Origin of the sequence: Paenibacillus mendelii, assembly GCF_024498075.1 — a bacterium.
GTDB lineage: Bacteria > Bacillota > Bacilli > Paenibacillales > Paenibacillaceae > Paenibacillus_Z > Paenibacillus_Z mendelii.
In genome coordinates, this window is sequence record NZ_JANHOF010000002.1 from 92,831 (window position 1) to 115,326 (window position 22,496).

At 49.8% G+C, this 22,496-nt stretch carries 22 protein-coding genes; 4 read left to right on the forward strand and 18 right to left on the reverse strand.

Going from position 1 to position 22,496, the window contains the following annotated elements:
- Window positions 1-37: 37 nt before the first annotated feature.
- Complete coding sequence (locus NNL21_RS07605) at window positions 38-688, forward strand: YhcN/YlaJ family sporulation lipoprotein (RefSeq protein WP_204817853.1); 651 nt, start codon at window positions 38-40, stop codon at window positions 686-688.
- A 91-nt stretch (window positions 689-779) separates the two neighbouring features.
- Here NNL21_RS07605 and NNL21_RS07610 read toward each other — a convergent pair whose 3' ends face one another.
- The 13 genes from NNL21_RS07610 to moaA form a co-directional block, all read right to left on the reverse strand.
- Window positions 780-1,016 carry a ferredoxin family protein gene (locus tag NNL21_RS07610; protein WP_204817851.1) on the reverse strand — a complete coding sequence of 79 codons (237 nt, stop codon included), beginning with the start codon at window positions 1,014-1,016 and terminating at the stop codon, window positions 780-782.
- A gap of 21 nt (window positions 1,017-1,037) precedes the next feature.
- Window positions 1,038-2,126 carry an Mrp/NBP35 family ATP-binding protein gene (locus tag NNL21_RS07615; protein ID WP_204817850.1) on the reverse strand — a complete coding sequence of 363 codons (1,089 nt, stop codon included), beginning with the start codon at window positions 2,124-2,126 and terminating at the stop codon, window positions 1,038-1,040.
- Between the two features lie 217 nt (window positions 2,127-2,343).
- Window positions 2,344-2,913, reverse strand: coding sequence for a manganese catalase family protein (locus NNL21_RS07620; RefSeq protein ID WP_204817849.1), 570 nt, complete (start codon window positions 2,911-2,913; stop codon window positions 2,344-2,346).
- Window positions 2,914-2,944: 31 nt separating this feature from the next.
- Entirely contained in the window at window positions 2,945-3,208 is a 264-nt protein-coding gene (locus NNL21_RS07625; protein ID WP_204817848.1) for a spore coat protein CotJB, read from the reverse strand.
- Between the two features lies 1 nt (window position 3,209).
- Complete coding sequence (locus tag NNL21_RS07630; RefSeq protein WP_204817847.1) at window positions 3,210-3,434, reverse strand: spore coat associated protein CotJA; 225 nt, start codon at window positions 3,432-3,434, stop codon at window positions 3,210-3,212.
- Window positions 3,435-3,882: 448 nt separating this feature from the next.
- Window positions 3,883-4,914, reverse strand: coding sequence for a sporulation integral membrane protein YtvI (ytvI, locus tag NNL21_RS07635; protein ID WP_204817846.1), 1,032 nt, complete (start codon window positions 4,912-4,914; stop codon window positions 3,883-3,885).
- Between the two features lie 32 nt (window positions 4,915-4,946).
- Window positions 4,947-6,284 (reverse strand): hemolysin family protein, encoded by a 1,338-nt coding sequence (locus tag NNL21_RS07640; protein ID WP_256555109.1) that lies wholly within the window; start codon window positions 6,282-6,284, stop codon window positions 4,947-4,949.
- A gap of 33 nt (window positions 6,285-6,317) precedes the next feature.
- A complete protein-coding gene (gene yfkAB, locus NNL21_RS07645; RefSeq protein ID WP_204817845.1) occupies window positions 6,318-7,445 on the reverse strand; it encodes a radical SAM/CxCxxxxC motif protein YfkAB in 1,128 nt (375 codons plus the stop codon).
- 138 nt (window positions 7,446-7,583) lie between these two features.
- Complete coding sequence (locus NNL21_RS07650; RefSeq protein ID WP_204817844.1) at window positions 7,584-8,696, reverse strand: HD-GYP domain-containing protein; 1,113 nt, start codon at window positions 8,694-8,696, stop codon at window positions 7,584-7,586.
- A 137-nt stretch (window positions 8,697-8,833) separates the two neighbouring features.
- On the reverse strand, window positions 8,834-9,685 hold the full coding sequence (locus NNL21_RS07655; protein WP_204817842.1) for an undecaprenyl-diphosphate phosphatase: 852 nt from the start codon (window positions 9,683-9,685) through the stop codon (window positions 8,834-8,836).
- A gap of 42 nt (window positions 9,686-9,727) precedes the next feature.
- The gene (locus tag NNL21_RS07660; protein ID WP_204817841.1) at window positions 9,728-11,176 is read right to left on the reverse strand and encodes a bifunctional metallophosphatase/5'-nucleotidase; all 1,449 of its coding nucleotides are present in this window, start codon (window positions 11,174-11,176) and stop codon (window positions 9,728-9,730) included.
- 24 nt (window positions 11,177-11,200) lie between these two features.
- On the reverse strand, window positions 11,201-11,680 hold the full coding sequence (locus NNL21_RS07665; protein WP_204817840.1) for a hypothetical protein: 480 nt from the start codon (window positions 11,678-11,680) through the stop codon (window positions 11,201-11,203).
- A gap of 56 nt (window positions 11,681-11,736) precedes the next feature.
- On the reverse strand, window positions 11,737-12,738 hold the full coding sequence (moaA, locus tag NNL21_RS07670) for a GTP 3',8-cyclase MoaA (RefSeq protein WP_204817839.1): 1,002 nt from the start codon (window positions 12,736-12,738) through the stop codon (window positions 11,737-11,739).
- Window positions 12,739-12,841: 103 nt separating this feature from the next.
- On the opposite strand from moaA, the gene NNL21_RS36190 reads away from it, so the two are divergent.
- The 3 genes from NNL21_RS36190 (at window position 12,842) to NNL21_RS07690 (ending at window position 16,119) form a co-directional block, all read left to right on the forward strand.
- Window positions 12,842-13,579, forward strand: coding sequence for a molybdenum cofactor biosynthesis protein (locus tag NNL21_RS36190; RefSeq protein WP_204817838.1), 738 nt, complete (start codon window positions 12,842-12,844; stop codon window positions 13,577-13,579).
- Between the two features lie 224 nt (window positions 13,580-13,803).
- Window positions 13,804-14,865, forward strand: a complete 1,062-nt coding sequence (locus NNL21_RS07685) for a ThiF family adenylyltransferase (protein WP_256555110.1) — start codon at window positions 13,804-13,806, stop codon at window positions 14,863-14,865.
- A 195-nt stretch (window positions 14,866-15,060) separates the two neighbouring features.
- Window positions 15,061-16,119: an HD-GYP domain-containing protein gene (locus tag NNL21_RS07690; protein WP_204817837.1), complete on the forward strand. Its 1,059-nt coding sequence runs from the start codon at window positions 15,061-15,063 to the stop codon at window positions 16,117-16,119.
- 95 nt (window positions 16,120-16,214) lie between these two features.
- Here the strand turns inward: NNL21_RS07690 and NNL21_RS36195 are convergent, their stop codons facing one another.
- The 5 genes from NNL21_RS36195 to sufD all read right to left on the reverse strand — a co-directional run bounded on the left by NNL21_RS36195 (window position 16,215) and on the right by sufD (window position 22,485).
- Window positions 16,215-17,546: an exosporium glycoprotein BclB-related protein gene (locus tag NNL21_RS36195; protein WP_305880709.1), complete on the reverse strand. Its 1,332-nt coding sequence runs from the start codon at window positions 17,544-17,546 to the stop codon at window positions 16,215-16,217.
- 553 nt (window positions 17,547-18,099) lie between these two features.
- Complete coding sequence (gene sufB, locus NNL21_RS07705) at window positions 18,100-19,497, reverse strand: Fe-S cluster assembly protein SufB (RefSeq protein ID WP_204817836.1); 1,398 nt, start codon at window positions 19,495-19,497, stop codon at window positions 18,100-18,102.
- A 42-nt stretch (window positions 19,498-19,539) separates the two neighbouring features.
- Window positions 19,540-19,962 carry a Fe-S cluster assembly sulfur transfer protein SufU gene (gene sufU / locus NNL21_RS07710; RefSeq protein ID WP_204817835.1) on the reverse strand — a complete coding sequence of 141 codons (423 nt, stop codon included), beginning with the start codon at window positions 19,960-19,962 and terminating at the stop codon, window positions 19,540-19,542.
- Window positions 19,949-21,175 (reverse strand): cysteine desulfurase, encoded by a 1,227-nt coding sequence (locus NNL21_RS07715; protein WP_204817833.1) that lies wholly within the window; start codon window positions 21,173-21,175, stop codon window positions 19,949-19,951. Before NNL21_RS07715 ends, sufU begins: the two co-directional genes overlap by 14 nt.
- Window positions 21,172-22,485 (reverse strand): Fe-S cluster assembly protein SufD, encoded by a 1,314-nt coding sequence (gene sufD, locus NNL21_RS07720; RefSeq protein ID WP_204817831.1) that lies wholly within the window; start codon window positions 22,483-22,485, stop codon window positions 21,172-21,174. The genes NNL21_RS07715 and sufD overlap by 4 nt, the downstream gene beginning before the upstream one ends.
- Window positions 22,486-22,496: the final 11 nt, after the last annotated feature.

The window sequence follows — 22,496 nt, forward strand, 5'->3', positions numbered from 1 at the left end:
TCCCCGCACATTCTATCTGCAGGAGGTGATAAACCAAATGTTTAAATACTGCGGAGCCTTGGTTTTATCAGCAGCTCTAATTATGACTGCGACAGGTTGTACAATGAACAACAAAGACGGTGTGAGAACAAACCAGTACAGAAATCGTTCTGTACAGGATGGTGTCATGAGGGATGGCTTTAAAACACGTTCCACTACGGACGGAACCCTGATGGACGGCAACAGAACGCGTCCCACCCCGAATGGAACGACGGGCCCTTTGATGGATGGAATCGATGGTAACCGAACAGGTACAAACATGAATGGCATGGATGGTATGAATGGCATGAATGGCACGCACACCACTTCGAATAAGGATGCTTCCGACAAAATTGCGAAGCATATCTCATCCGTCAAAGGTGTAAGTAAAGCGACGGTTGTCGTTCATAACAATGACGCTATCGTTGGACTGGATGTCAAAGCCGGCGAAAACACGTCCATGGTTGAAAAAGAAGTTAAACGTGCCGTAGAACGCGTCCACCCTGGATATACCGTGTACGTCACAACGGACAAGAACCTTCATTCGCGGATCAGAGGCGTTCAATCGCAAATGGTACCGTTAGACGGCCATCCGATTAGAAATATGACAGAGGACGTCGGGACCTTGATCCGGGATATGGGCCGTACGATCACCGCTCCTTTCCGTTAAGCCTCTGGCTGCAGCATCCATTGAAACAAAAGGGCAATCCAAGCTGGTTTCAGCTTCGGATTGCCCTTTTGTTACGGATGGACGGTTTGGTTTAGCCTCTGAAAAATTTCTCGGCTTTATCATAAAACACTTTATCTTCGTCGGTCATTTCATCTTCCCATACGACCGCGTCTACGGGGCAAGCTGCTTCGCAAGCACCGCAATCTATACAAATTTCTACATCGATAAAATATTGATCGGGTCCTTCTGCAATGCAATCTACGGGACATACGTCCACGCAATCGGCTGCCTTCTCATCTATACATTTAGCTGTAATTACGAATCCCATGCTGTCTCATCCCTTTGTATGTTAAGCGTCTAGTTGTTTAATCACCTGCTGAGCAAGGTCCGAATATATCGATCCGTTCTTCGTGTCCGGTTTGTAGATGGACGTTGAGAAATCAGGGTCCTCCTGCTCATTCTCAAGCGTATCGATCGGAATTTGCGCGAGCAGCTCGGTCTGGAGCCGTTCAGCCAACTGAATACCGCCGCTCCGTCCGAATAAATAATGCTTTTTACCAAGCTCATCCTCGTAATAGGACATGTTCTCGACGACACCCAGGATGCGATGCTCGGTTTGGATGGCCATCGCTCCCGCCCGGGTTGCAACACCGCTTGCCGTCGCATGTGGAGTCGTTACAATAATCTCCGAGCATTGCGGAATTCTACGATTAACGTCGAGCGCGACATCCCCGGTTCCAGGAGGTAAATCAATGATCATATAGTCCAACTCAGGCCACTTCACTTCATTTAAGAAGGTATTTAGCATCTTCCCGAGCATAGGGCCACGCCAAATGACCGGATTGTGTTCGGACACAAAGAATCCCGTTGAGATGATATGCATACCGTAACGTTCAATCGGAACGAGATTATTCTTATCGGTTTGGCGTACTTCCTCGATCCCGAGCATACGCGGAATGCTGAATCCATAAATATCGGCATCGATGATCCCGACTCGCTTGCCTGCTCTATGCAGGGCTGAGGCTAGGTTCACCGTTACCGTAGATTTCCCTACGCCGCCTTTGCCGCTTGCGATAGCAAGAAATTGTACGCCGGAATCTGGTGAGGCAATGGGCGCAAGCGCCTGCTTCGCCGCTGGAATACGGGCTGTCTTCGGCGTGGTAGCCCCTCCACCGCTCGCGATTTCGTCCTTCTCCTGCTTCGTAATAACCTTGAAGCGGACGTGAACGTCGGGAACACCGATTTTCCCTAATATCTCCTTAAGCTTCGCTCGATAATTATCTTCTTGGCCGCTTTCTTCCGAATGCAGCAGCAGCGTTAGTGCGACATAGCTCTCATTCACCATTACATCGCGAATAAGACCCGCCTCCAAGAATGGTCTTCCGCTTTCTTCATCTATTAATTCGGCAAGTGCGTTCTGTACCTGTTCTCTTTGCATTGGTTTCACCTACTGATCCCTTCAACATGTGGCTGGACGCCACAATTATTGCTGAAATAAGCTCTCTAAAGCTATTAACGCCTGTATTATACCACCCGTAGAATTGGATATGCAAGGGTCGCAGGCGGGGTTCAACGGCTTGGCGTTACGGGTGAAAATAAGGGTGCTTCCCTCGTCTTTGCTGACTAGGAAAGCACCCTATAGTAAGTCAATTAGCTTAATAGACTTTTTTCGTTTCACGGTCCGCCTTAATGATCTCAACGGCTTCTTTGAACCGCAAGGAATGAACAATTTCGCGTTCACGGAGATATTTCAGACTATCCTGGAGATCCACATCATCCGTCATATCAATGAGCCATTGATACGTTGCGCGTGCCTTCTCCTCCGCAGCAATGTCCTCATATAGATCCGCCAGCGGATCGCCCTTCGCTTGAATATAAGCAGCGGTCCAAGGAACACCCGAAGCATTGTTATAGAACAGGGCACTGTCATGAGCAGCGAAATGCGCACCCAGCCCTGCCGCCTTCAACTGATCCGGCGTCGCATCCTTCGTCAGCTTATAAATCATCGTTGCGATCATTTCTAAATGGGCGAATTCTTCTGTTCCGATATCGGTCAACAAACCGATTACCTTGTCAGGTATCGTATACCGTTGATTTAAGTAGCGCAATGCGGCAGCTAGCTCACCATCGGCTCCTCCGTATTGCTCGGTCAGATATTTGGCCATTTGCGGGTCGCACTTGCTGACCCGCACTGGATACTGCAGCTTTTTATCATAAATCCACATGAATGCACTTCCTCCCTATTTCCCCGTCGACTTAAACTTGCCAAGGCCACGGCGTTTCAATCCACTGCCATGGATATTTCGAAAAGCTATGCCCGAATTGAAGCAGCGGCCCATATTGCATCTCGAATTGATACGCGCATTGCTGGCGCTGCTGAGCCAATTGATTGAATTGCTGTAGCGCCTGCATATCATTCGGATGGGTATCCAAATACAGCGTCAGCTCGACAAGCCCGAAATCAAGCTGCTGCAGCTCCTCCAGCTTACGGTAGTACTGTTCATCCAGTTTTGTATTCATGTTAAGTCCCCTCTTTTCCGCATTTGGAATCATAAGGGCTGTATAAGGCAGGCCATAACGTGCCACGCCTTAGTGCTTCCTGCAGAGAAAACTGAGGTAAGTTCATCGGCTGAAAGGGAATGAATTGATTGGGCGGAACAACATACGTCTTCACGTATTTCGGCGGACAAGGATCGAACGGTCCGACAAACGGGTACCATTCCCGGGTTTGATTGCTTACGTTCACGTGCTCTTCCTCCTAAAAGTTTTGTGGAGCATAGCTTCTTCGAGTAACTTCATAACAAAACTACTTCGGAAGCATACACCTAAGTTTTGTGGAGCATAGCTTCTTCGAGTATCTTCATAACAAAACTACTTCGGAAGCATACACTTAAGTTTTGTGGAGCATAGCTTCTTCGAGTAACTTCATAACAAAACACTTCGGAAGCATACACTTAAGTTTTGTGGAGCATAGCTTCCTCGGATAACTTCATAACAAAGCTGCTTCGTAAGCATGCGCCTATTCTTAACCCATCTTATGACAGATGCCCATAATTGGTTCGACATAACTCGTGAAGATTTCCCGGGTAATAAATGGACTTGCAGGTCAAAAGTCTCGAAATCGAGACCCTTTGGGATTTGATGAGCACAAAAAAACCAGTCTGCGCAAAGGGCGCAAACTGGTTCTACTCGATCTATAATCTTATTTTCATTTGGAAAAGGCCGGCTTTACGTGCCGCCATATAAACGATGACGACGAGCGGCCCGAGGAATACTCCGATCACGCCTACCAGCTTAAAACCAACATAAAGACTGATTAAAGCCGACAACGCTCCTATTCCAACCGCGTCACCAAGCACTTTAGGTTCTACAATTCGGCGGAAGACCGTGATGACAATAAATAGAACAATAAGTCCGATCCCTTCGAATGTACCGCCAGTCAGCAACAAGTAAGAGGCCCAAGGAACCAGCACGGAACCGGTACCTAGAATCGGCATAATGTCCACGATGACAATAAGCAGCGCGATGGCGAGCGGATACTTCAGTCCAAGGATGAGCAGTCCGATCAGCGTAATGATATATGTCAGCACGCTTAAAATAAGCTGCGAACGTATAAAACCAAAGATTGAGCGGCGCAAATTTTGAAGCACTTCGTCGACCTGCTGTCTTGAACGCTCGTCGAACACGGATAGGAATGATGTTTTTATCGTGTGCAGGCTGTAGCTGAACAAGTAGACAGCCACTAAAAAAACGATGAAGAAAATAAACATGCCCGGTATGCCTTTGGCAAAGCCTACAAAAGAACGGGATATGGACGTTATCATGCTGAACAGCGCATTCGTTAATCCCTTCAACCAGCTTTCCAGCTGCGCAGCAGCATCCGGCGGCATATGCGAGTAGAAATCCTTGGCGCTATCCAGCGTGTTCTGGATATAATGATTGGCTTCACCGACGACAGTCGGCACCTTGTCCCAGAAGGCAATCAGCTCGGCAAACACCTTGACACCGACGATGGCCATCAGCCCGATAAGCAGTACCGTAAATATCGTACTGGATACCGTAGCGGAGGCCAGACGGTTCAGCCGCATCCTGCGCATGAACAGCTGGTTAAGCGGTTCGAGAAAAATGGCCACCACGAGCGCTAATAGGAACGGTGCACCAACAGTGAAAAGCAGGTACAGAAAGATTAAGCCTGCAGCGGCTATGAATAGTTGCTTGAACGACATCAGCCTTCCGATCCCCCTATTTCTCCCCGATTCTAATTCTCTGGATCGATAACCCTCAGCAGAGGCTCCTGGGCTTTACGCCGATAAATATGTACGCGCAGCACCCGAAGCTTCGCACTCTCCGCTACTTCGAACACGTAATCGTCGTACTCGACCTTCTTCCCCTTCACCGGGTTCCCTTCAAGTCTAGTGAACAGCCATCCCCCGATTGAATCGACATCTTCATCCTCAATATCGAGATGGAACAAGTCATTCACCTCTTCAATGAGCATACGCGCGTCCACGGAGGTTATGTCCCCTTTTACAACAACAGCCGGTTGATCGTTATCAAATTCATCATGAATTTCACCAACGATTTCTTCCAGAATGAGCTCTACGGTGAGCATCCCCGCGGTTCCGCCATATTCGTCGACGACGATGGCAAGCTGTGAATGCTTCCGCTGCATGAGCTGCAGTACGTGACTAATCTCCATCGATTCCGGCACGTTAAGGATGGGACGCAAGAACATCTTCAAATCATGTTCTTCGTCCGGATCGGCTGTCAATAGATCGGTAATATGTACAAACCCAATCAGTTGATCCTTGTCTTCGATGCATACCGGATACCGGGTATGCTTCGTCTTATAGACAACCTTCATATTCTCCTCGTAGGACTGGTCTGCATATAGGCAATCCATGTCTGTGCGGGGGAGCATGACTTCCCGGGCAAGCCGGTCCGAGAATTCAAAGATGTTATCAAAGAGCTTCAGCTCGTCTTTGTCGATAATGCCGCTCTTTGCGCTTTGATCCATCAGAATGCGTATTTCTTCTTCAGTGTGAGCCGATTCATGCTCGCTTGCAGGTTGGATGCCGATCAGCTTCAGAAGTTTATTAGCCGCTCCGTTCAGCAGCCAGATTGCCGGCAGAAACAAGCGATGGAACCAGAGCAAGGGCAAAGATAGCCAGAGCGAGGTCGCTTCCGACTTCTGAATCGCTAATGATTTTGGAGCCAATTCACCGAGCACAATATGCAGAAACGTGATGACAAGGAAGCCGATGGCTACCGAAATCGTAGTTGTGACGGAATCGTGGTTCATGCCGAATTGATGCAGCAGCGGCTCAACAATCAGATCCGATATTGCCGGCTCCCCTACCCAACCTAAACCAAGGGAAGCCAATGTAATACCTAGCTGAGTTGCCGATAAATACGCGTCAAGCTTCTTGTTCACTCGTAGAGCATGCCGTGCACGGGTATTCCCTTCGTTCGCCAACTGCGTCAATCTGGACTGACGCACTTTAACGAGTGAGAACTCTGCTGCAACGAAAAATCCATTCATAAAGACTAGAACAAGAACAATCAATAGGTTCAGCACTATGGGACCGGCTTCCAACACAACTCACTCCTTATTTATAGACGTTATTTATTACATAACCGCCTGACGCTTGTTGAAATCCGTTTCTTTATAATACATGTCTTTAACGAGCAGATTCGGCCCGCAGCATGAAACGGCCGGACAGTGGCAATCTACGCTGCGCGCAAGCGGATCGGCGAGCCAGCGGTCGAATAGATCATCCAGACGGTCATGGCTTACATTGCCGAATGCAGGGACGTCGGAGAAATCGGTGACGTAGACATCGCCCGAAAATAAATTGACATTAAGCCGATTGCGGCCGTCCGGATCGTTGCGTACGGTTACGTTCGGCTCGTTCGCCAGCCTCTCCAGAAGCATACGCTCCCCGGCATCCTCACTGCAGCGGAAGAACGGCAGTGTTCCGAACAGCATCCAGACATTCGGGTCGCGATTGTCCAGCAGCTGGGTTACGGCGGCTTTCATCTGATCCTTGCTGATAACCGGCAAATCCGCCGCGAATGAGCTTGGGTACATCGGATGAACCTCATGTCTTTGACAGCCCATTTCGACGATTAACCGGTGAATATCCGCTACCTTCTCATGGGTACGGAAATTAATCATCGATTCCGCAGAGACGAGCAATCCACCCTCGGATAGCCGGCGGGCATTGTCGATCATCCGTTCATACATACGAGCGGCCGCCTCATACGAAACGGCATGACCGCTCTTCGCGAATCCCACCTGATGAAAATCTTCCGTAGTCGTGTAGTTGAACGAAATGTGCATCACGTCAAGGAATGGCGCTATCGCTTCATACCTGCTGTAATCTAATGTGATGTTGGAATTAATTTGGGAACGGACTCCTCTACCGCGGGCATATTGAAGCAGCGGGATCAGATATTCTTTAACCGTCCGGTTAGAGAAAGTAGGCTCTCCTCCCGTAATACTGATGGTTTGGAGATGCTCCACTTCCTCCAGCTTCTTCAGCATAGTCGCGAGCGGAAGCTTGGCTGGCTCCGCTAATACGAGCGTATCGCCTACGGCACAATGCTCGCATCGCATATTGCATAAATTAGATAGGGTCATCTCTACGCTGGTTAGCCGATGCCGGCCGAATTGCCTTAAGGAAGCAATCGGGTCCCATGGGTCGTTCGTAGGAGATAGTGCAGGAAGCAAGCTTGGATGTTTCATGGCTTTCATTATGTTCAGCACCTGACTTCATTGAATTAACAGTATTCCTTATATTTTAATGTCCAATGCCGTCCGTTGCAAATGATTGCAAGAAAAAAGAGCCTACCAGGGGCTCCTTGTCCATTGATCTCACATGTATGCTTGCGTTTATACGGGTGTATTAACCAACAGCTGTTCATCGTTGACGCTGATGATCATGGCCGTCAGCTCTTTGGACAAATCGATTTCGAAGGGAACCTTCAGCTCTTCCCCTCGTTCGTTATACAATACACGCACGATCGGCCGGTGCGGGCAGGTGGCGTTGATGTCTACGACAACGCCGGATTCGCCGCTTTGCAGCTTGACGGTAATGCCTAGCGGATAGATCGCCACCTTATCGCGGAAAATCTGAAGCATCCGCTGTTCATAGAGCGTTCCTGTCCCCGCATACAGCGCTTCTACCGCCTGATGCGGCAGCATCGGATTACGGTAAATCCGCGTTGAGGTCATCGCATCATAAGAATCGACCAGACCGATCCATTTGGCATATTCATGGATTTCATCGCCCCGAATGCCTCGCGGATAACCGCTGCCATCCAGCCGTTCGTGATGCTGGAAAGCGCAATGAGCGACGATGAGCGGCATGTTCGGCTCGTCCTTCAATAAATAATAGCCGCGCTCGGTATGGCGCTTCATTTCTTCAAACTCTTCGCGTTCTAAGCTGCCTTGTTTTTTCAAAATATTCATACTGATTTGTGTTTTTCCGATGTCATGAAGCAGCGCTCCAAGACCAAGTGTCATTAATTCATCGCGCGAGTAACCCGCCGCCACGCCAAGCAAGGTCGAGTAGACGCAGACATTCAATGAATGCTGGAATAGATAATCATCGACGATGCCCATGTTCATAAGCATGATGAGTGCGTCTTTCTGACTAGATAAGTCGTCAAGCACCATATTCATCACTTGGCGGAATGGTTTCGCGATATACGGATAAGTCACGCCGCTCTTCCGATTAGGCCGTTCCATAATATCACGAAAATTCGAGCGGATTTCTACTAATGCTTTACGCCTGGTTTCTTCTGAAATCATATCCGGTATCTGCAGATCCGCTGTTCGGGGATCTTCGATATAAACAAAGCTGACGCCGCAATCGCATAAACGAGAAATCAGATGACTCGTTAATTCGACATGCTCCGCCAGTAGGACCAAGCCATCCTCGGAATATATTTTTTTTGCCAGTCTCATACCGGGCTGACAAACCTGAGTGGGCAATAATCGCATTGTACCGACCCCTGCCTTGCTTCTATTTTCCTAACCTTCATTTGGAAAAAACTTCGTAATGTTAATGTAAGGTATTTTAGGAAAAAGAGCAATAACTCTTTTCGTCAAAACTCGACAAGAACTAGTAAAATTCGATCTTACTGCATGACAAACACCCAGAATAAAGCAGCCAATACAAACCGATAGAAGGCAAAATATTTCAGCTTTATTTGTTGGATATACTTCAGAAAAACAACAATGACCAACCAAGCAACGACAAAGGATACGATAAAACCGATGATGAAGAACATCAAATTATCGCCTTGTATATATTTGTAATTTTCCAGCAGTTCATAGCCTGTAGCGGCTGCCATGATGGGGATTGCCATGATAAAAGAGAAATCCGCAGCAGCTCTGTAGCTGGTGCCGACCAGCATCCCTCCTGCAATCGTCGAGCCTGAACGCGAGTATCCCGGCCACAGCGACAGACATTGAAGAAGGCCGATCAGGAACGCTTGCTTGTATGTAATGTCATCCAGTGTATCTGAAACGGTGCGGATCCGTTTCGTCTCCACGAGCCATTCAGCAGCCCACATATAGAGGCCGCCGACAACTAGGGAGATCAGCACCGGGGTTTGGTTAAAGCCTTCGCCCTTAATGACATCCCGCAGCAGGAAGGCAAGCAGCAATGCCGGAACGATACCAAGTGCGATGTGAATCAGATTCATCTTGCGCCGAGAACCGTCCTTCGAGGAAAAGTCCTTGAGCTTGATGACCTCTGTCTTACGCGATACGCCGAGAATGCTTGCAATCTTCTCCCGGTATACGAGCGCAATTGCCATAATGGCCGCAAGCTGGATAATGATTTCGAATGTAATGATCTGTTGGTTATCCGGTAAATAGCCCAGCAGCTTATTCGTCAGAATCATATGACCGGACGACGAGACCGGCAAAAATTCGGTAAGCCCTTCAACAATGGCTAGAATTATCGCGTTAATGATATCTCCCATGCGCTATTCATCCTCGCTCCTTTAGCTTTGACTCATCCATCCTTAAGCTTCCTCAGGTATCCAGCGTTGTCGGCGGCAGTCCGCAAGCGCATCATTGCTGCGCAGCTCCTCTGCAAGCACATTGCGAATAAACTCTGGAAGAAAATACCTGATTTCGGTGCCGCTTTTGATTGTCTCATAGCCAACTCCGAACGTAAACATGTCAATCGTCCCAACCGTATACACACGGTTACTGTCGAACGGTTCATCATTTACTGTAATGGAAACGATTTTGTCAAATGCCGGCCGATCCGGATTCCAGTGAATGTTCATACCATCCACCGCCAGCGTACCGAGCACCGAGCCGCGGAAGCCGAAGCCGCGGATCGGTTTATCGATATATTCACTAAGAAGCGACTGCTCCAATGCGCGCAGAATCGCACGGCCGGTCAGCCTCATTCCGCATGGATTGATCGGAGAAGGACAGAGAGCGTGAATCTCGCCCTCTGTCACGTCCCCTTCTGCTAAACCGCCAAGGAGCTGGCCTGTGTTAACGATCCCGATTTCGGCCCCCGCCCAACGGCGCAATCCCGCAGCCAGCAGATTGCCAAGCGGCGACTCACGGTCCATACGAACAGGCATCGGTGACGCAAGCTTCGTAACGACAATCGCCAGTCGCTCGGCAGCCGTATTCTTATAGCTTTTAATGATATCAGATGCCTCAGGCTGCTCTTCATACGCTGCGACGGGCACGCATACTGTGCTGTAAGACGGTCTATCGGTTACAGGATCCATCCTGATCTCAATCCGGCCGATATATTCACCGAATTTGCCTGCCGCGCATACCCTAGTTGTCCCAATCAGCTCCGGTTCCTCCAGCAGATGATGCGTATGCCCGCCAAGAATAAGGTCTATTCCGTTGACCTCCTGCGCCATCCGCCTGTCCAATGTAAGGCCAAGATGCGACATCACGACCAGGACATCGACCCGGCTCCGCAGCGCTGACACCTGAGCCTGTACCTCTTCAAGCGGATCGGTGACATCCCAGCCCAGTAAGGTGTAGAAATCGGAGAATGCCGCCGTCACCCCAATCAGACCGATCTTCAGGCATCCTTTGCGGATAATCGTGGAGGGCTGCAGCCATTCGGGCTGGTCGCTTTTATCCGTTCGCCTCATATTGGCGCAGATCGTCATAAACTTCGCTTCGCGGCTATAAGCTTGTTCGAGCTGTTCGACTGTAAATGTAAGGCCTTCGTTGTTGCCTAGGGTGACCGCTTCATACCCTGCTTCATTGAGCAGCTCAATATTGACCAGGCCATCGCTTCCTTCTGTTTCGAGACGCATCCGATCCATATGATCGCCGATATCGATCGCCAGTACACGATCAGTGCCATGCATTCTCCGCGAATCTGCGATGTAGGAGGCCATCTTGGCAGCCTGCTCCAAGCGGCTATGTATGTCATTGCTGTACAACAGCACGACTTCCGGCGCATCTTGTGACGTTTCGTTCATGATTGCCTCCGTCTTCTGGAAGAATTACGGTTTTTTCAGCAGTTCTTGCGTGGAAACCGTGTTTTTAAATCCATATGCGACATAATCACGATGATCGATATCCATAACAAACAGGAACTTTACAATACTCTTTACATTCAAGCAGGCGCTTGATCCATTCGGCGCATATAATCTGACCGGTCCACCCTTGACAAGCGGCTTGCCTCCAATGGAAAACTGGATTGCGGCGTCTTTCAATTGCTCCCATGGAATAATGGCCTCGAAAGTATCGGCAGCCTCCACCTTCAGATGAGTAGGGTGTGGAGCATCTGCTCCCAAGCCGTTCAACTTCCGCCAAGCCTCGTACCATTTTGCAAACTCAAATGCTTCGCCAATACCGTCCTCGATGCGCTTGGCCAGCGGGAACACGCTTCCCGCCAGCCCGGCCATTGCCTCGGCGCTCGTTAATGCCGGTTCTGTTCCTGGATGCTCGATTCGAATTGCCCCATTAGTCATGGTCCCCATATGATATAGATACTCCTTTCCACTCAAAAAGAGACTTGTTTAAGCTTCGCGCAACTTCATCCGCCGATCTGTGACATCCGCCTTGCGGTCGGTTCGTGGCTTTGCGCTTCATCGGACAGCTTCGCGGCCATCTCATGGTTAAGCGGCTTAATATCGAGCGCCCGCATGAACAATTCGCGCAGTGCCGACGCATCGCCGAGCGCATTCTTGACGTTCAACTCGTCTACCCAATACAAGCAAGGCTTCAAGCTTCCATCCGCCGTTAGCCTTAACCGGTTGCACCTCTCGCAGAAGTGATCGCTCACCGGATGAATAAGCCCGAACGATCCCTTGCCGCCGGCGATCCGATAATCCTCGGAAGGTCCGTTGCCCACGATATCGTGCAATCGAGCGACTTGGAATTGCTGCTGCTCAGCAATTTCTAGAACGCGGGATAAAGGTAAGTAGTGCGTCTTCCAATTTTCATCCGCATGGCCTATCGGCATATATTCAATAAAGCGGACATGCAGCGGTTGATCAAAGCTCATTTTGAGGAAAGAGGCGATTTCATCCTCGTTGATGCCTTTTAATAAGACGCAATTCAGTTTAATCGGACCAAATCCAACACGTACCGCGGCTTCGATGCCTTCCATGACTCGCTTCAGATCCCCTCTTCTGGCAATCATACGAAAACGAGCGGGATCGAGCGTATCCAAACTGATGTTGACCCGATTCAAGCCAGCACTGCGAAGCGCCTCTGCGCGCTCAGCAAGCATGATGCCATTGGTCGTCATCGAGATATCTTTGATGCCAGGTATGGCTGAGAGCTGGCTTATAAGACCGTCCAGTCCGGGGCGCACGAGCGGTTCCCCGCCAGTAATCCGAAGTTTAGAGATGCCAAGGCTTGCCGCTGTCTCGACGACCTCGACAATCGCTTCGTATGTGAGCAAATCCGAAGATGGAGCAAACTCAACGCCTTCTTCCGGCATGCAGTATAAGCACCGTAAATTGCAGCGGTCTGTTACGGAAATTCGCAAATAATCGTGTACGCGGCCAAAGCGATCCGTTAATGCGGACATGGTTTCACTCTCCCCTTACGTCTTTGCTTTCAGCATAACATTTTCAAATATATTATGGTATGCTATTAGAACGAAAACGAGTCAAATTGAGGGGTTCCCTGCCATGACATTTGAATGGAAACTACAGTTATTCGCTGGTCTTGCCGAGCGGTTCGGCACACCCAATATCACGATAATGCTTGAGAAGGAACAATTAACCGCAGCTCAGCTGAAGCAGGCGCTTATCCGCGAATATGCACAGCATGAATCGCTTCTTCTCGTCTCCTTTATTGCCTGTAATCAAGCCTATGCGGCAGATGACGAGCTCATCCATGCCACGGATGAGCTCGCGCTGCTTCCTCCGGTATCCGGAGGGGAAGAGACGGCCGCGCTTGCCTCTGATGCGAATGAAGACAAACGGTATGCGATTACACAGAATCCTATCTCCGTTGAGGCCGTCACTGCCTTGGTCATCGTGCCCGAGCACGGCGCAGCACTGACCTTTACCGGTACGACCAGGGAGTGGACGCAAGGCAAACGTACGACGCGCCTTGAGTATGAGGCCTATATTCCGATGGCGATCAAGACTCTCCGCCAAATCGGCGACGAGATCTCTGTGCGATGGCCGGGTGCCTTATGCGCCATTACCCACCGAATCGGTGTTGTCGACATTGCCGAGATCAGTGTCGTTATTGCGGTATCGGCTCCCCATCGCGGAGATTGCTATGATGCAAGCCGCTATGCTATCGAGAGATTGAAACAAATCGTGCCGATCTGGAAACGTGAAATATGGGACGATGGTTCAGAGTGGAAGGGTCACCAGCTCGGTCCATGGAACCCTGCTGCCTCTGCCGAGCAGTAGGCACAAAACTGATAGCATATCCTTCCGCAGCGAGTTTTGTTCGCGCTCCTTCGGAAGCGCTTTGCTCACAAAACTTTAAGCTTATCCTTCCGCAACGAGTTTTGTTCGCGCTCCTTCGGAAGCGCTGTGCTCACAAAACTTTTTGCATATCCTTCCGCAGTGAGTTTTGTTCGATTCCGCTCCTTCGGAGGCGCTGTGCTCACAAAACTTTTGGAGGTGTCCATTTGTCTCATTCCTCCCAGTCGGATTCTAGTCGTGCTGACGACAGGTACTCACGTCAAATCCGGTTTGCCCCCATCGGTCAGGAGGGGCAGCGCAGCCTCTCCGAAAGCTGCGTTGCCGTTGTCGGAATGGGTGCCCTCGGTTCCGTTGCCGCTCAACATTTGGTGCGTTCGGGGGTAGGATGCGTCCGGATCATTGACCGTGACGTGCTTGAACGCAGCAATTTGCAGCGTCAGGTTTTATACACCGAAGAAGACGTCAGCCTTGCGCTTCCGAAGGCTGAAGCCGCAGCTGCTCATCTGCGTGCGATCAACAGCTCGGTACGCATCGAATCCACCGTCGCGGATCTTACGTCTGCAAACGCGGACGCTTTGCTTGCCGGAGCCGATCTTATTGTAGACGGGTCAGACAATTTTTCTGTCCGCTATCTCATGAACGACTACAGCTTAAAACATCATATTCCTTGGATTTACGGAGGTGTCATAGGTGCCTCCGGAATGACCATGACCTATATTCCAGGAGAAACTGCCTGCTTCCGCTGCCTCTTCCCGAATCCGCCTGCGGCAGGCGCTGTCGATACTTGCGATACGGCGGGCGTTATATCCCCTGCTGTCGATATCGTGGCCTCCTTACAAGCCGCTGAAGCTTTAAAATGGCTAAGCGGCAATCGGGCTGCGCTTCACGGGACGCTCTTTCAAATCGACCTCTGGCAGCATCGCTGGATGCCCCTTAAAACAGATGGCTCGAAAAGAGCAGACTGCCCTGCTTGCGCGAAGCGTGATTTCACGTTTCTGGAGCACGGTCACCCGGAGACGGCCGCACTTTCTCTATGCGGCCGCAATACGATCCAAATATCGCCGCAGAGCACGCTTTCGCTCTCATTAGACGAGCTTGAGAAAAGACTGGGGCGAATCGGCCGCGTGGAACGAAACCCGTTTCTCCTCCGTTACCATCGCGATGATCACCATCTGATCGTTATTTTTCCAGACGGTCGGGCTTTAATACAAGGCACCGAGGATCCCATTACCGCTAGACGGATTTATACGGAGATTCTTGGTAATTAATAATAACTCCCATTGGACCGGCCATTATATTCCAAAATGCATATACTTTATCTAAATTCAGGACTTTTCGCCTATTTATTTTCGTAGTATGATGATTAAACGTATTATTCCTATTTGCTCTTATTGCCAATTCTTTGATTTATTGCTACCATAGACTTAATTAATGGAGAGAAACGAGAACGTTCGAGGTGGATCATGAGGGTACATGTAACAGAAATTAAAGATGGCGATAAGTTGGCAAATGATGCGTTCAACTCCTATGGTTTGCACGTATTATCGAAGGGAACAACCTTGTTCGCGAAAGAAATATCAGTTCTGTTCCAACATCAGATCGATTATGTCGATATTGAAACCCGGCAAGCAGATGCACCTTTAAACCGCACAATTGAATCAGGCTTAAGTCCTAAGTGGCTGCCGACGGTTGAGCCGATCTATCAAGAGGTTATCTTAGGATGCGAGCAATTGTTTTTGAATGCGCTTCAAAACGGGGTTATCGCCGAGGACGATGTTTCGGCTACCTTCCAGCCGCTTGTCGATAATTTCAAGATGGAACGCGATGTCGTGTCTATGCTGCTCCTGCTCAATACCAAGGATGACTATACATACCAGCACTCGGTTCAGGTAGGCATGCTTTCGTATTACTTATCTTCTTGGCTCGGATATGACGAAGAGGAATCCGTCAAGATCGGTCAGGCCGGTTTTCTGCATGATATCGGGAAGTGCCGCATTACGGATGATATTCTGAATAAGCCGGACCGCTTAACGCCGGAAGAGTTCGAATTGATCAAGCGGCATACGATTGACGGCCATCAAATTATACAAGCCTCCTTCGGCAAAGATTCTCTGGCTGCTATAGTAGCTCTTGAGCATCACGAACGCATGGATGGCAGCGGTTATCCGTATGAAATTACCGGCGATGAGATGCACCCTGTCTCCAAGATCGTCGCGGTAGCCGATGTGTACAGCGCCATGATCTCATCCCGTGTCTATCAACAGAAGCGAGACCTGCTATATGTGCTCCGCGAGCTGTACCGGATGAGCTTCTCGGAGTTGGATCCAACGACCACCCATACATTCATCAGGCATATGATACCGAACTTTATCGGCAAGAAGGTGGAGCTGCATAGCGGCGAAGTCGGAACGATTATTATGACGCATCCCTCCGAATTCTTCCGTCCACTTGTCCAAATCGATGAACACTTCATTGATTTGTCGCTGGATCACTCCTTCGAGGTGAAGCAAGTTTATATGTAGCCATAACAAAACTCCGGTGCGCGATTACAGCGTACCGGAGTTTTTTGCTATTCGTTCAATACCCATATCAAGGAAGCAACTGACATTCCGAAGTGCTATTCTATCGCGATACCAGCACTGGCATATCCACTGACTGTACTCACCAAGCTGAGCCCGGTTGCTGTTGCAGAGAAGACAAGAAGATAACGTGTCTCGGCAGATACAGGAATATTCCATTCAGTAGTATTTATGCCGTTGGAGACGGTTCCTAGAGGTATAACACCAGTAAGTGATGGAGCCAACGTGACTATAGCTCCAGGAACTGGAGTGAATGTATTATTCGGAGTATCCGATTGATACAATTGTGCAGTAACGGTAATTGTCGAACCAACCAGACTCAATGCCGTCGTCGTGCTGAAATAAGCTGAAATGGACGTTAGTTTTCCTGAACGCGGCACCGAGAACGCATAATTGATGCTGCTGCCGTTATAATCACCTGTAAGATCGATTGTTCCCCCCAGTGGTTGTATGCCTGTAGCAGAGTTCCCGAAACCAACCACACTGCTTGTTCCACTTAACCCACCAGCAATCGTAGTCATCGAGATCGCTGAGCCCGATGCAAATGGAATAATGGATGAATATCCTGCTGGGCCTGCTGGGCCTGCTGGACCTGCTGGACCTGTTGCTCCTGTAGCTCCTGTATCTCCTGCTGGACCTGCCGGGCCTGTAGCACCTGCTGGACCTGCTGGACCTGCCGGACCTGTAGCCCCTGTATCTCCTTTATCTCCAGCTAGGCCTGCTGGGCCTTGTGCTCCGGTAGCACCTGTTGAACCAGATGATCCAGAACCAGCCGGGCCTGTTGCTCCAGTCTCCCCTTTGTCCCCTTTATCACCTTTGTCACCTTTGTCTCCTTTGTCTCCTTTGTCGCCCTTATTGCCTTTGTCACCTTTGCTTCCTTTTTCACCTTGGTCGCCTTTCGTTCCTTGTGTACCAGATGAGGAGCTGTCAAGCGATGTGATAATAACGGACTGGAGATTCTTGTTCCACTCCACTTTTGCTCCTAATTGATCTGCCAGGAACCGAACCGGAACCATAACCCTGTTATCAATGATTTGACCCGGCTGATCAAGTGTTACTTGGGATACTTGGGAACCAACCTTAACAGTTGCAGCCTTGTTGCCAAGAATAATTGTGATTGTGACATCGCCCTTAACAGCAGTCACTGATTGTGTAGCAGCGTCCCAATTCAACGTTGCTCCGAATGTATCCATCACATGTCGTACGGGGACAAGCATCGTTCCTTTTATGAACGTGGGTTGAACATCACTTTGGACGATGCTGCCGTTGATATTCAGGGAAATGCCCGCCGCCTGTGTGACCGGTACGGAGATCAGTGTCATGGCAAGCGTAGATATGATTGCGAGTTTCGTCCATCTTTTCTTAAACAATTAAATTCCTCCTTGGCTAAGTACATGTACAACGCAATAATCCAGTTAAAATTGTGAGCCTTTTCTGTAAACCTGCAACACAACGATACATGTACATCAGGAAACTCTAATTGATTGCAGCCTCCCCATTTTTTTAGTCCTACGAAAGTAAACAATAATAATTATTTCTATTAACTATTTCCTGATTCATAATAACATTTTATTCCATAAAATGTCTCAACAAATTGTGACAATCTTCGGGTTTATTTTCTCAAATTCAACAGGGTTATGTTTCATCTAGAGAAAAATATTTGGGATTATTTGGAGATAGGAATGTTAGGTATCCATTCACGCACTATATTTGGATTTGCTATCAGAAATAAAAAGAATCCGCAGAAAAAATCTACGGATTCAATGATAGTTATGATGCGTTAGGCAAATGAGTGATTTGACTAAACGGTATCAAAAAGGTATCACGATATTTCAAATGACCCAATAGCTATTACAATTGAATTAAAAAAGCCTTGCCCACAGTGATTTATATCACTGCAAGCAAAGCTTTCCCATACTACAATTAGCCAATGGAGCCTTCCATCTCAAACTTGATGAGACGGTTCATTTCTACGGCATATTCCATCGGAAGCTCTTTCGTGAAGGGCTCAATGAAGCCCATAACGATCATCTGCGTCGCTTCCGCTTCCGTCAATCCGCGGCTCATCAGATAGAAGAGCTGGTCCTCTGAAACCTTGGAGACGGTCGCTTCATGCTCCAGCGTAATATTATCGTTCAGGATTTCGTTGTAAGGGATCGTATCTGATGTGGACTGGTTATCCAGAATCAGTGTATCGCATTTGATATTTGCTTTGGAGCCTTCCGAATTACGTCCGAACGAAGCCAGCCCGCGGTATGTTACTTTCCCGCCATGCTTACTGATCGACTTCGAAACAATCGTGGACGTCGTGTCCGGTGCCAGGTGATACATCTTTGCGCCTGCGTCTTGATGCTGCCCTTTGCCGGCAACGGCGATGGAGAGCACCATTCCTTTTGCTCCGCGGCCCTTCAGTATAACGGAAGGATATTTCATTGTCAGCTTGGAGCCGATATTTCCGTCAACCCATTCCATCGTCGCATTCTCTTCCGCTACTGCACGCTTCGTAACGAGGTTGAAAATATTCGGTGCCCAGTTCTGAATCGTCGTGTAACGGGCGCGCGCGTTCTTCTTCACGATGATCTCAACGACCGCGCTATGCAGCGAGTTCGTGCTGTAGACAGGCGCCGTACAGCCCTCAACGTAGTGAACGAGGCTGTCCTCGTCCGCGATGATGAGCGTACGCTCGAATTGACCCATGTTCTCAGAGTTAATCCGGAAGTAAGCCTGCAGTGGAATTTCGCACTTCACGCCTTTTGGAACGTAGATGAAGCTGCCGCCTGACCAAACAGCGCTGTTGAGTGCCGAGAACTTATTATCGGATGGAGGGACAACAGTAGCGAAATGCTCGCGGAATAGCTCTGGATATTCTCGCAGCGCGGTATCCGTATCCGTGAAGATTACGCCCTGTTTCTCGAGATCCTCCTGCATGCTGTGATAAACGACTTCCGATTCATACTGTGCGGAAACGCCGGCAAGGAACTTCTGCTCCGCTTCCGGAATACCCAGCTTATCGAACGTCTCTTTAATCTCAGACGGTACTTCCTCCCAAGTCTTGCCTTGCTTCTCGGAAGGCTTCACGTAGTACTGAATATCATTAAAGTCCAAGTCGTCCATATTGCCGCCCCAACGCGGCATAGACATCTTGTAGAACTGCTCCAACGATTTCAGACGGAAGTCCAGCATCCATTGCGGTTCGTTCTTCATCTCCGAAATCGTGCGTACGATTTCGGGAGTCAGCCCCTTACCGGATTGAAAGATCGATTTATGCTCGTCACGAAAACCATACTGGTATTCAGATAAATCAGGCATTTGTTTAGCCATTGAAAATAGCCTCCCTTTGGTGGCGCACAAGGCGCCCCATTATTATTGCTGCTGCTCGATACCTTTACGCAGCGCATTCCAAGCGAGAGTGGCGCACTTGATTCGCGCCGGGAATTTACATACACCGGAGAGTGCCTCGATATCCTCGTAATCCTCGAATTCCGCCGGTTCACCCTTGACCAAGGAAGAGAACTGATCGGCAAGAGCCAGCGCCTCTTCCAGTGTTTTGCCTTGGACAGCTTCTGTCATCATCGACGCCGAAGACAAGCTGATCGAACAGCCTTCACCCGAGAATTTTGCTTGCTTCACCTTTCCGTCCTCCACCTGCATCTGCAGCGTAATGCGGTCGCCGCAGGTCGGGTTATTCAGGCTGATGGAAATCGCATCTTCTTCTAAAGTTCCGCGGTTGCGCGGATTTTTGTAATGATCCATAATGACGCGGCGGTATAAATCATCCAATTGCATAACCGAAGAACTCCTTTGTCTGATGGAGGGCGTCCGCAAGACGGTTAACGTCCTCTTCGGTATTGTATAAATAAAAGCTTGCACGAGCTGTAGCAGAAGCATTCAACCAGCGCATAAGCGGCTGACAGCAATGATGTCCGGCACGAACGGCAATGCCTTTCGTATCCAGCACCGTCGCAACATCATGAGGATGAACATCGCCGATATTAAACGTGACGATTCCCACACGATTCTGGTTCGGCCCATAGATCGTGATACCATCGATCGCACTCAACCGTTCATAAGCATATGCTGACAAAGCGTGTTCATGCGCTTCAATGTTATCGAGTCCGATTTCTTCCAGAAAATCAATGGCTGCGCCGAGACCGACAGCGCCGCTGATAATAGGCGTACCGCCTTCAAACTTCCAAGGCAGCTCCTTCCATGTCGACTCATACAAGTCGACGTGGTCAATCATTTCGCCGCCGAATTCGATCGGCTCCATCTCTTCCAGGAGCGCCTTCTTCCCGTAAAGAGCACCGATACCTGTAGGCGCGCACATTTTGTGTCCGGAGAAAGCGTAGAAGTCGCAATCCAAATCCTGAACATCCACGCGCATATGCGGCGTGCTCTGAGCGCCGTCGACGACCATCTTCGCACCGTGGCGGTGAGCGATCGCCGCAATTTCCTTCACCGGGTTGACGATGCCAAGCACGTTCGAGACATACATAACGGAGACGATCTTCGTCCGTTCGTTAATGGTCTCCTCGACGTCCTCGAGCCGAATGGTTCCGTCCGGCTGAAGAGGAATGTACTTGAGCGTCGCTCCGGTTGCTTTGGCCACCTGCTGCCATGGAATAAGATTGCTGTGGTGCTCCATCGGCGTTAGCACGATCTCGTCACCTTCCCCGCATACAGAACGGGCATAGCTGCTAGCAACCAGGTTCAACGCCGTCGTCGTCCCGCGGGTAAATATAATCTCCTGCGTACTGGCCGCATTCAGAAATTTTCTAACCTTCTCGCGAGCGCCTTCGTACGCATCCGTCGCCCGGGAACCAAGCGTATGGACACCCCGGTGAACATTGGCATTATCCAGCTCATAATAGCGCATAACTGCATCAATGACGGAACGCGGCTTCTGAGAAGACGCCGCGCTGTCCAAGTAAACGAGCGGATGACCGTTGATCTCTTGATGCAGAATCGGGAATTGCTCCCGAATCGCAGTTACGTTCATACTTCCAGCTTCCTTTCAAGCAGTTGCTGAAGCTGCTCTCGCACCGCCTTGATTGGTATTTCCGAGACGACGGGAGCTAAGAAACCATGAATGATAAGCCGCTCCGCTTCCTGCTTCGAGATACCGCGGGACATCAGGTAGTAGACCTGTTCCGGGTTTACTTGACCGACGCTCGCCGCATGTCCGGCTTTCACGTCGTCTTCATCGATCAATAAGATCGGGTTCGCGTCTCCGCGTGCTTTCGGGCTAAGCATGAGCACTTTCTCCGTCTGCTGCCCGTTCGCCTTCGTTGCACCCTTCTCGATCTTCGTAATGCCGTTAATGATCGCTGTCGCCTGATCCTTCATAACGGCCCTCGTCACCATTCCGCTCTCCGAGCTGCGGCCGAAGTGAACAGCGCCTGTCGTCAGGTTCATCTGCTGTTTGTTCTTACCGATGCTGATCACTTTCGCATCCGATGTCGATCCGTTTCCTTTCAGCAGCGATTGCGTATCCGACAGGGTATGTCCGTCGTGCAAATCGCCGATAACCCATTCCATGCGTCCGTCATTCTCGATGAGCGCGCGGCGTGTTGTCAAGTCGATGACATTCTCGGCCATATGATGTACAGCCGCGAAACGAACCTGTGCGCCTGGCTTTACGATAACTTCAACGACTGCTTGCTGAACGAGCGACTGCGCTTCAGCCGTGTCCGAATAGTCGGTTACGACATTCTCTACATAGGTTACCTTGCTGTGGCTATCGGCGATGATCAGCACGTGCCGGGAGAAACTTGCTTCTACATCGTCACTGAAGAACAAGGCTTGCAGCGGCAGCTCCACTTCGACGTTCTTGGGCACATATATGAATACCCCGCCGCTCCACACAGCCGAGTGCAGCGCAGTCAGCTTGTTCTCATCCTGTGCCACCACAGTGTTCAGATGCTTCTGAACAAGGTCTGCATGCTCTCGCGACGCGGTCTCGAGGTCGGTGAACAGGACGCCCTTCGCTTGAAGCTCTGCTGACAGCTGCTTAAGCACGACACCGGAATTACGCTGTACGATCAGACCGGCAGGCGCTTCCCCGCTCAAGTTTCGGACGGCTTCCGGCAGCTCGTCTGTCGAAGAGACAGTCGTCTGCGGCTTGTATACGCCAATAGCATTTAAATTCCAACGGTCAATCCGGGTCTTTTGCGGCTTTGGCCATTCCAGCGTTTCCGCAAGCTCCGCACCCTTGGCGCGCAGTGCCCCGAGCCAATCCGGCTCGCCTTTACTCCGGGATAGCGCTTCGGCCGATTGACGATTTACCGGAGTAGTTAATTGTGTACTCATAGTCGATGCTC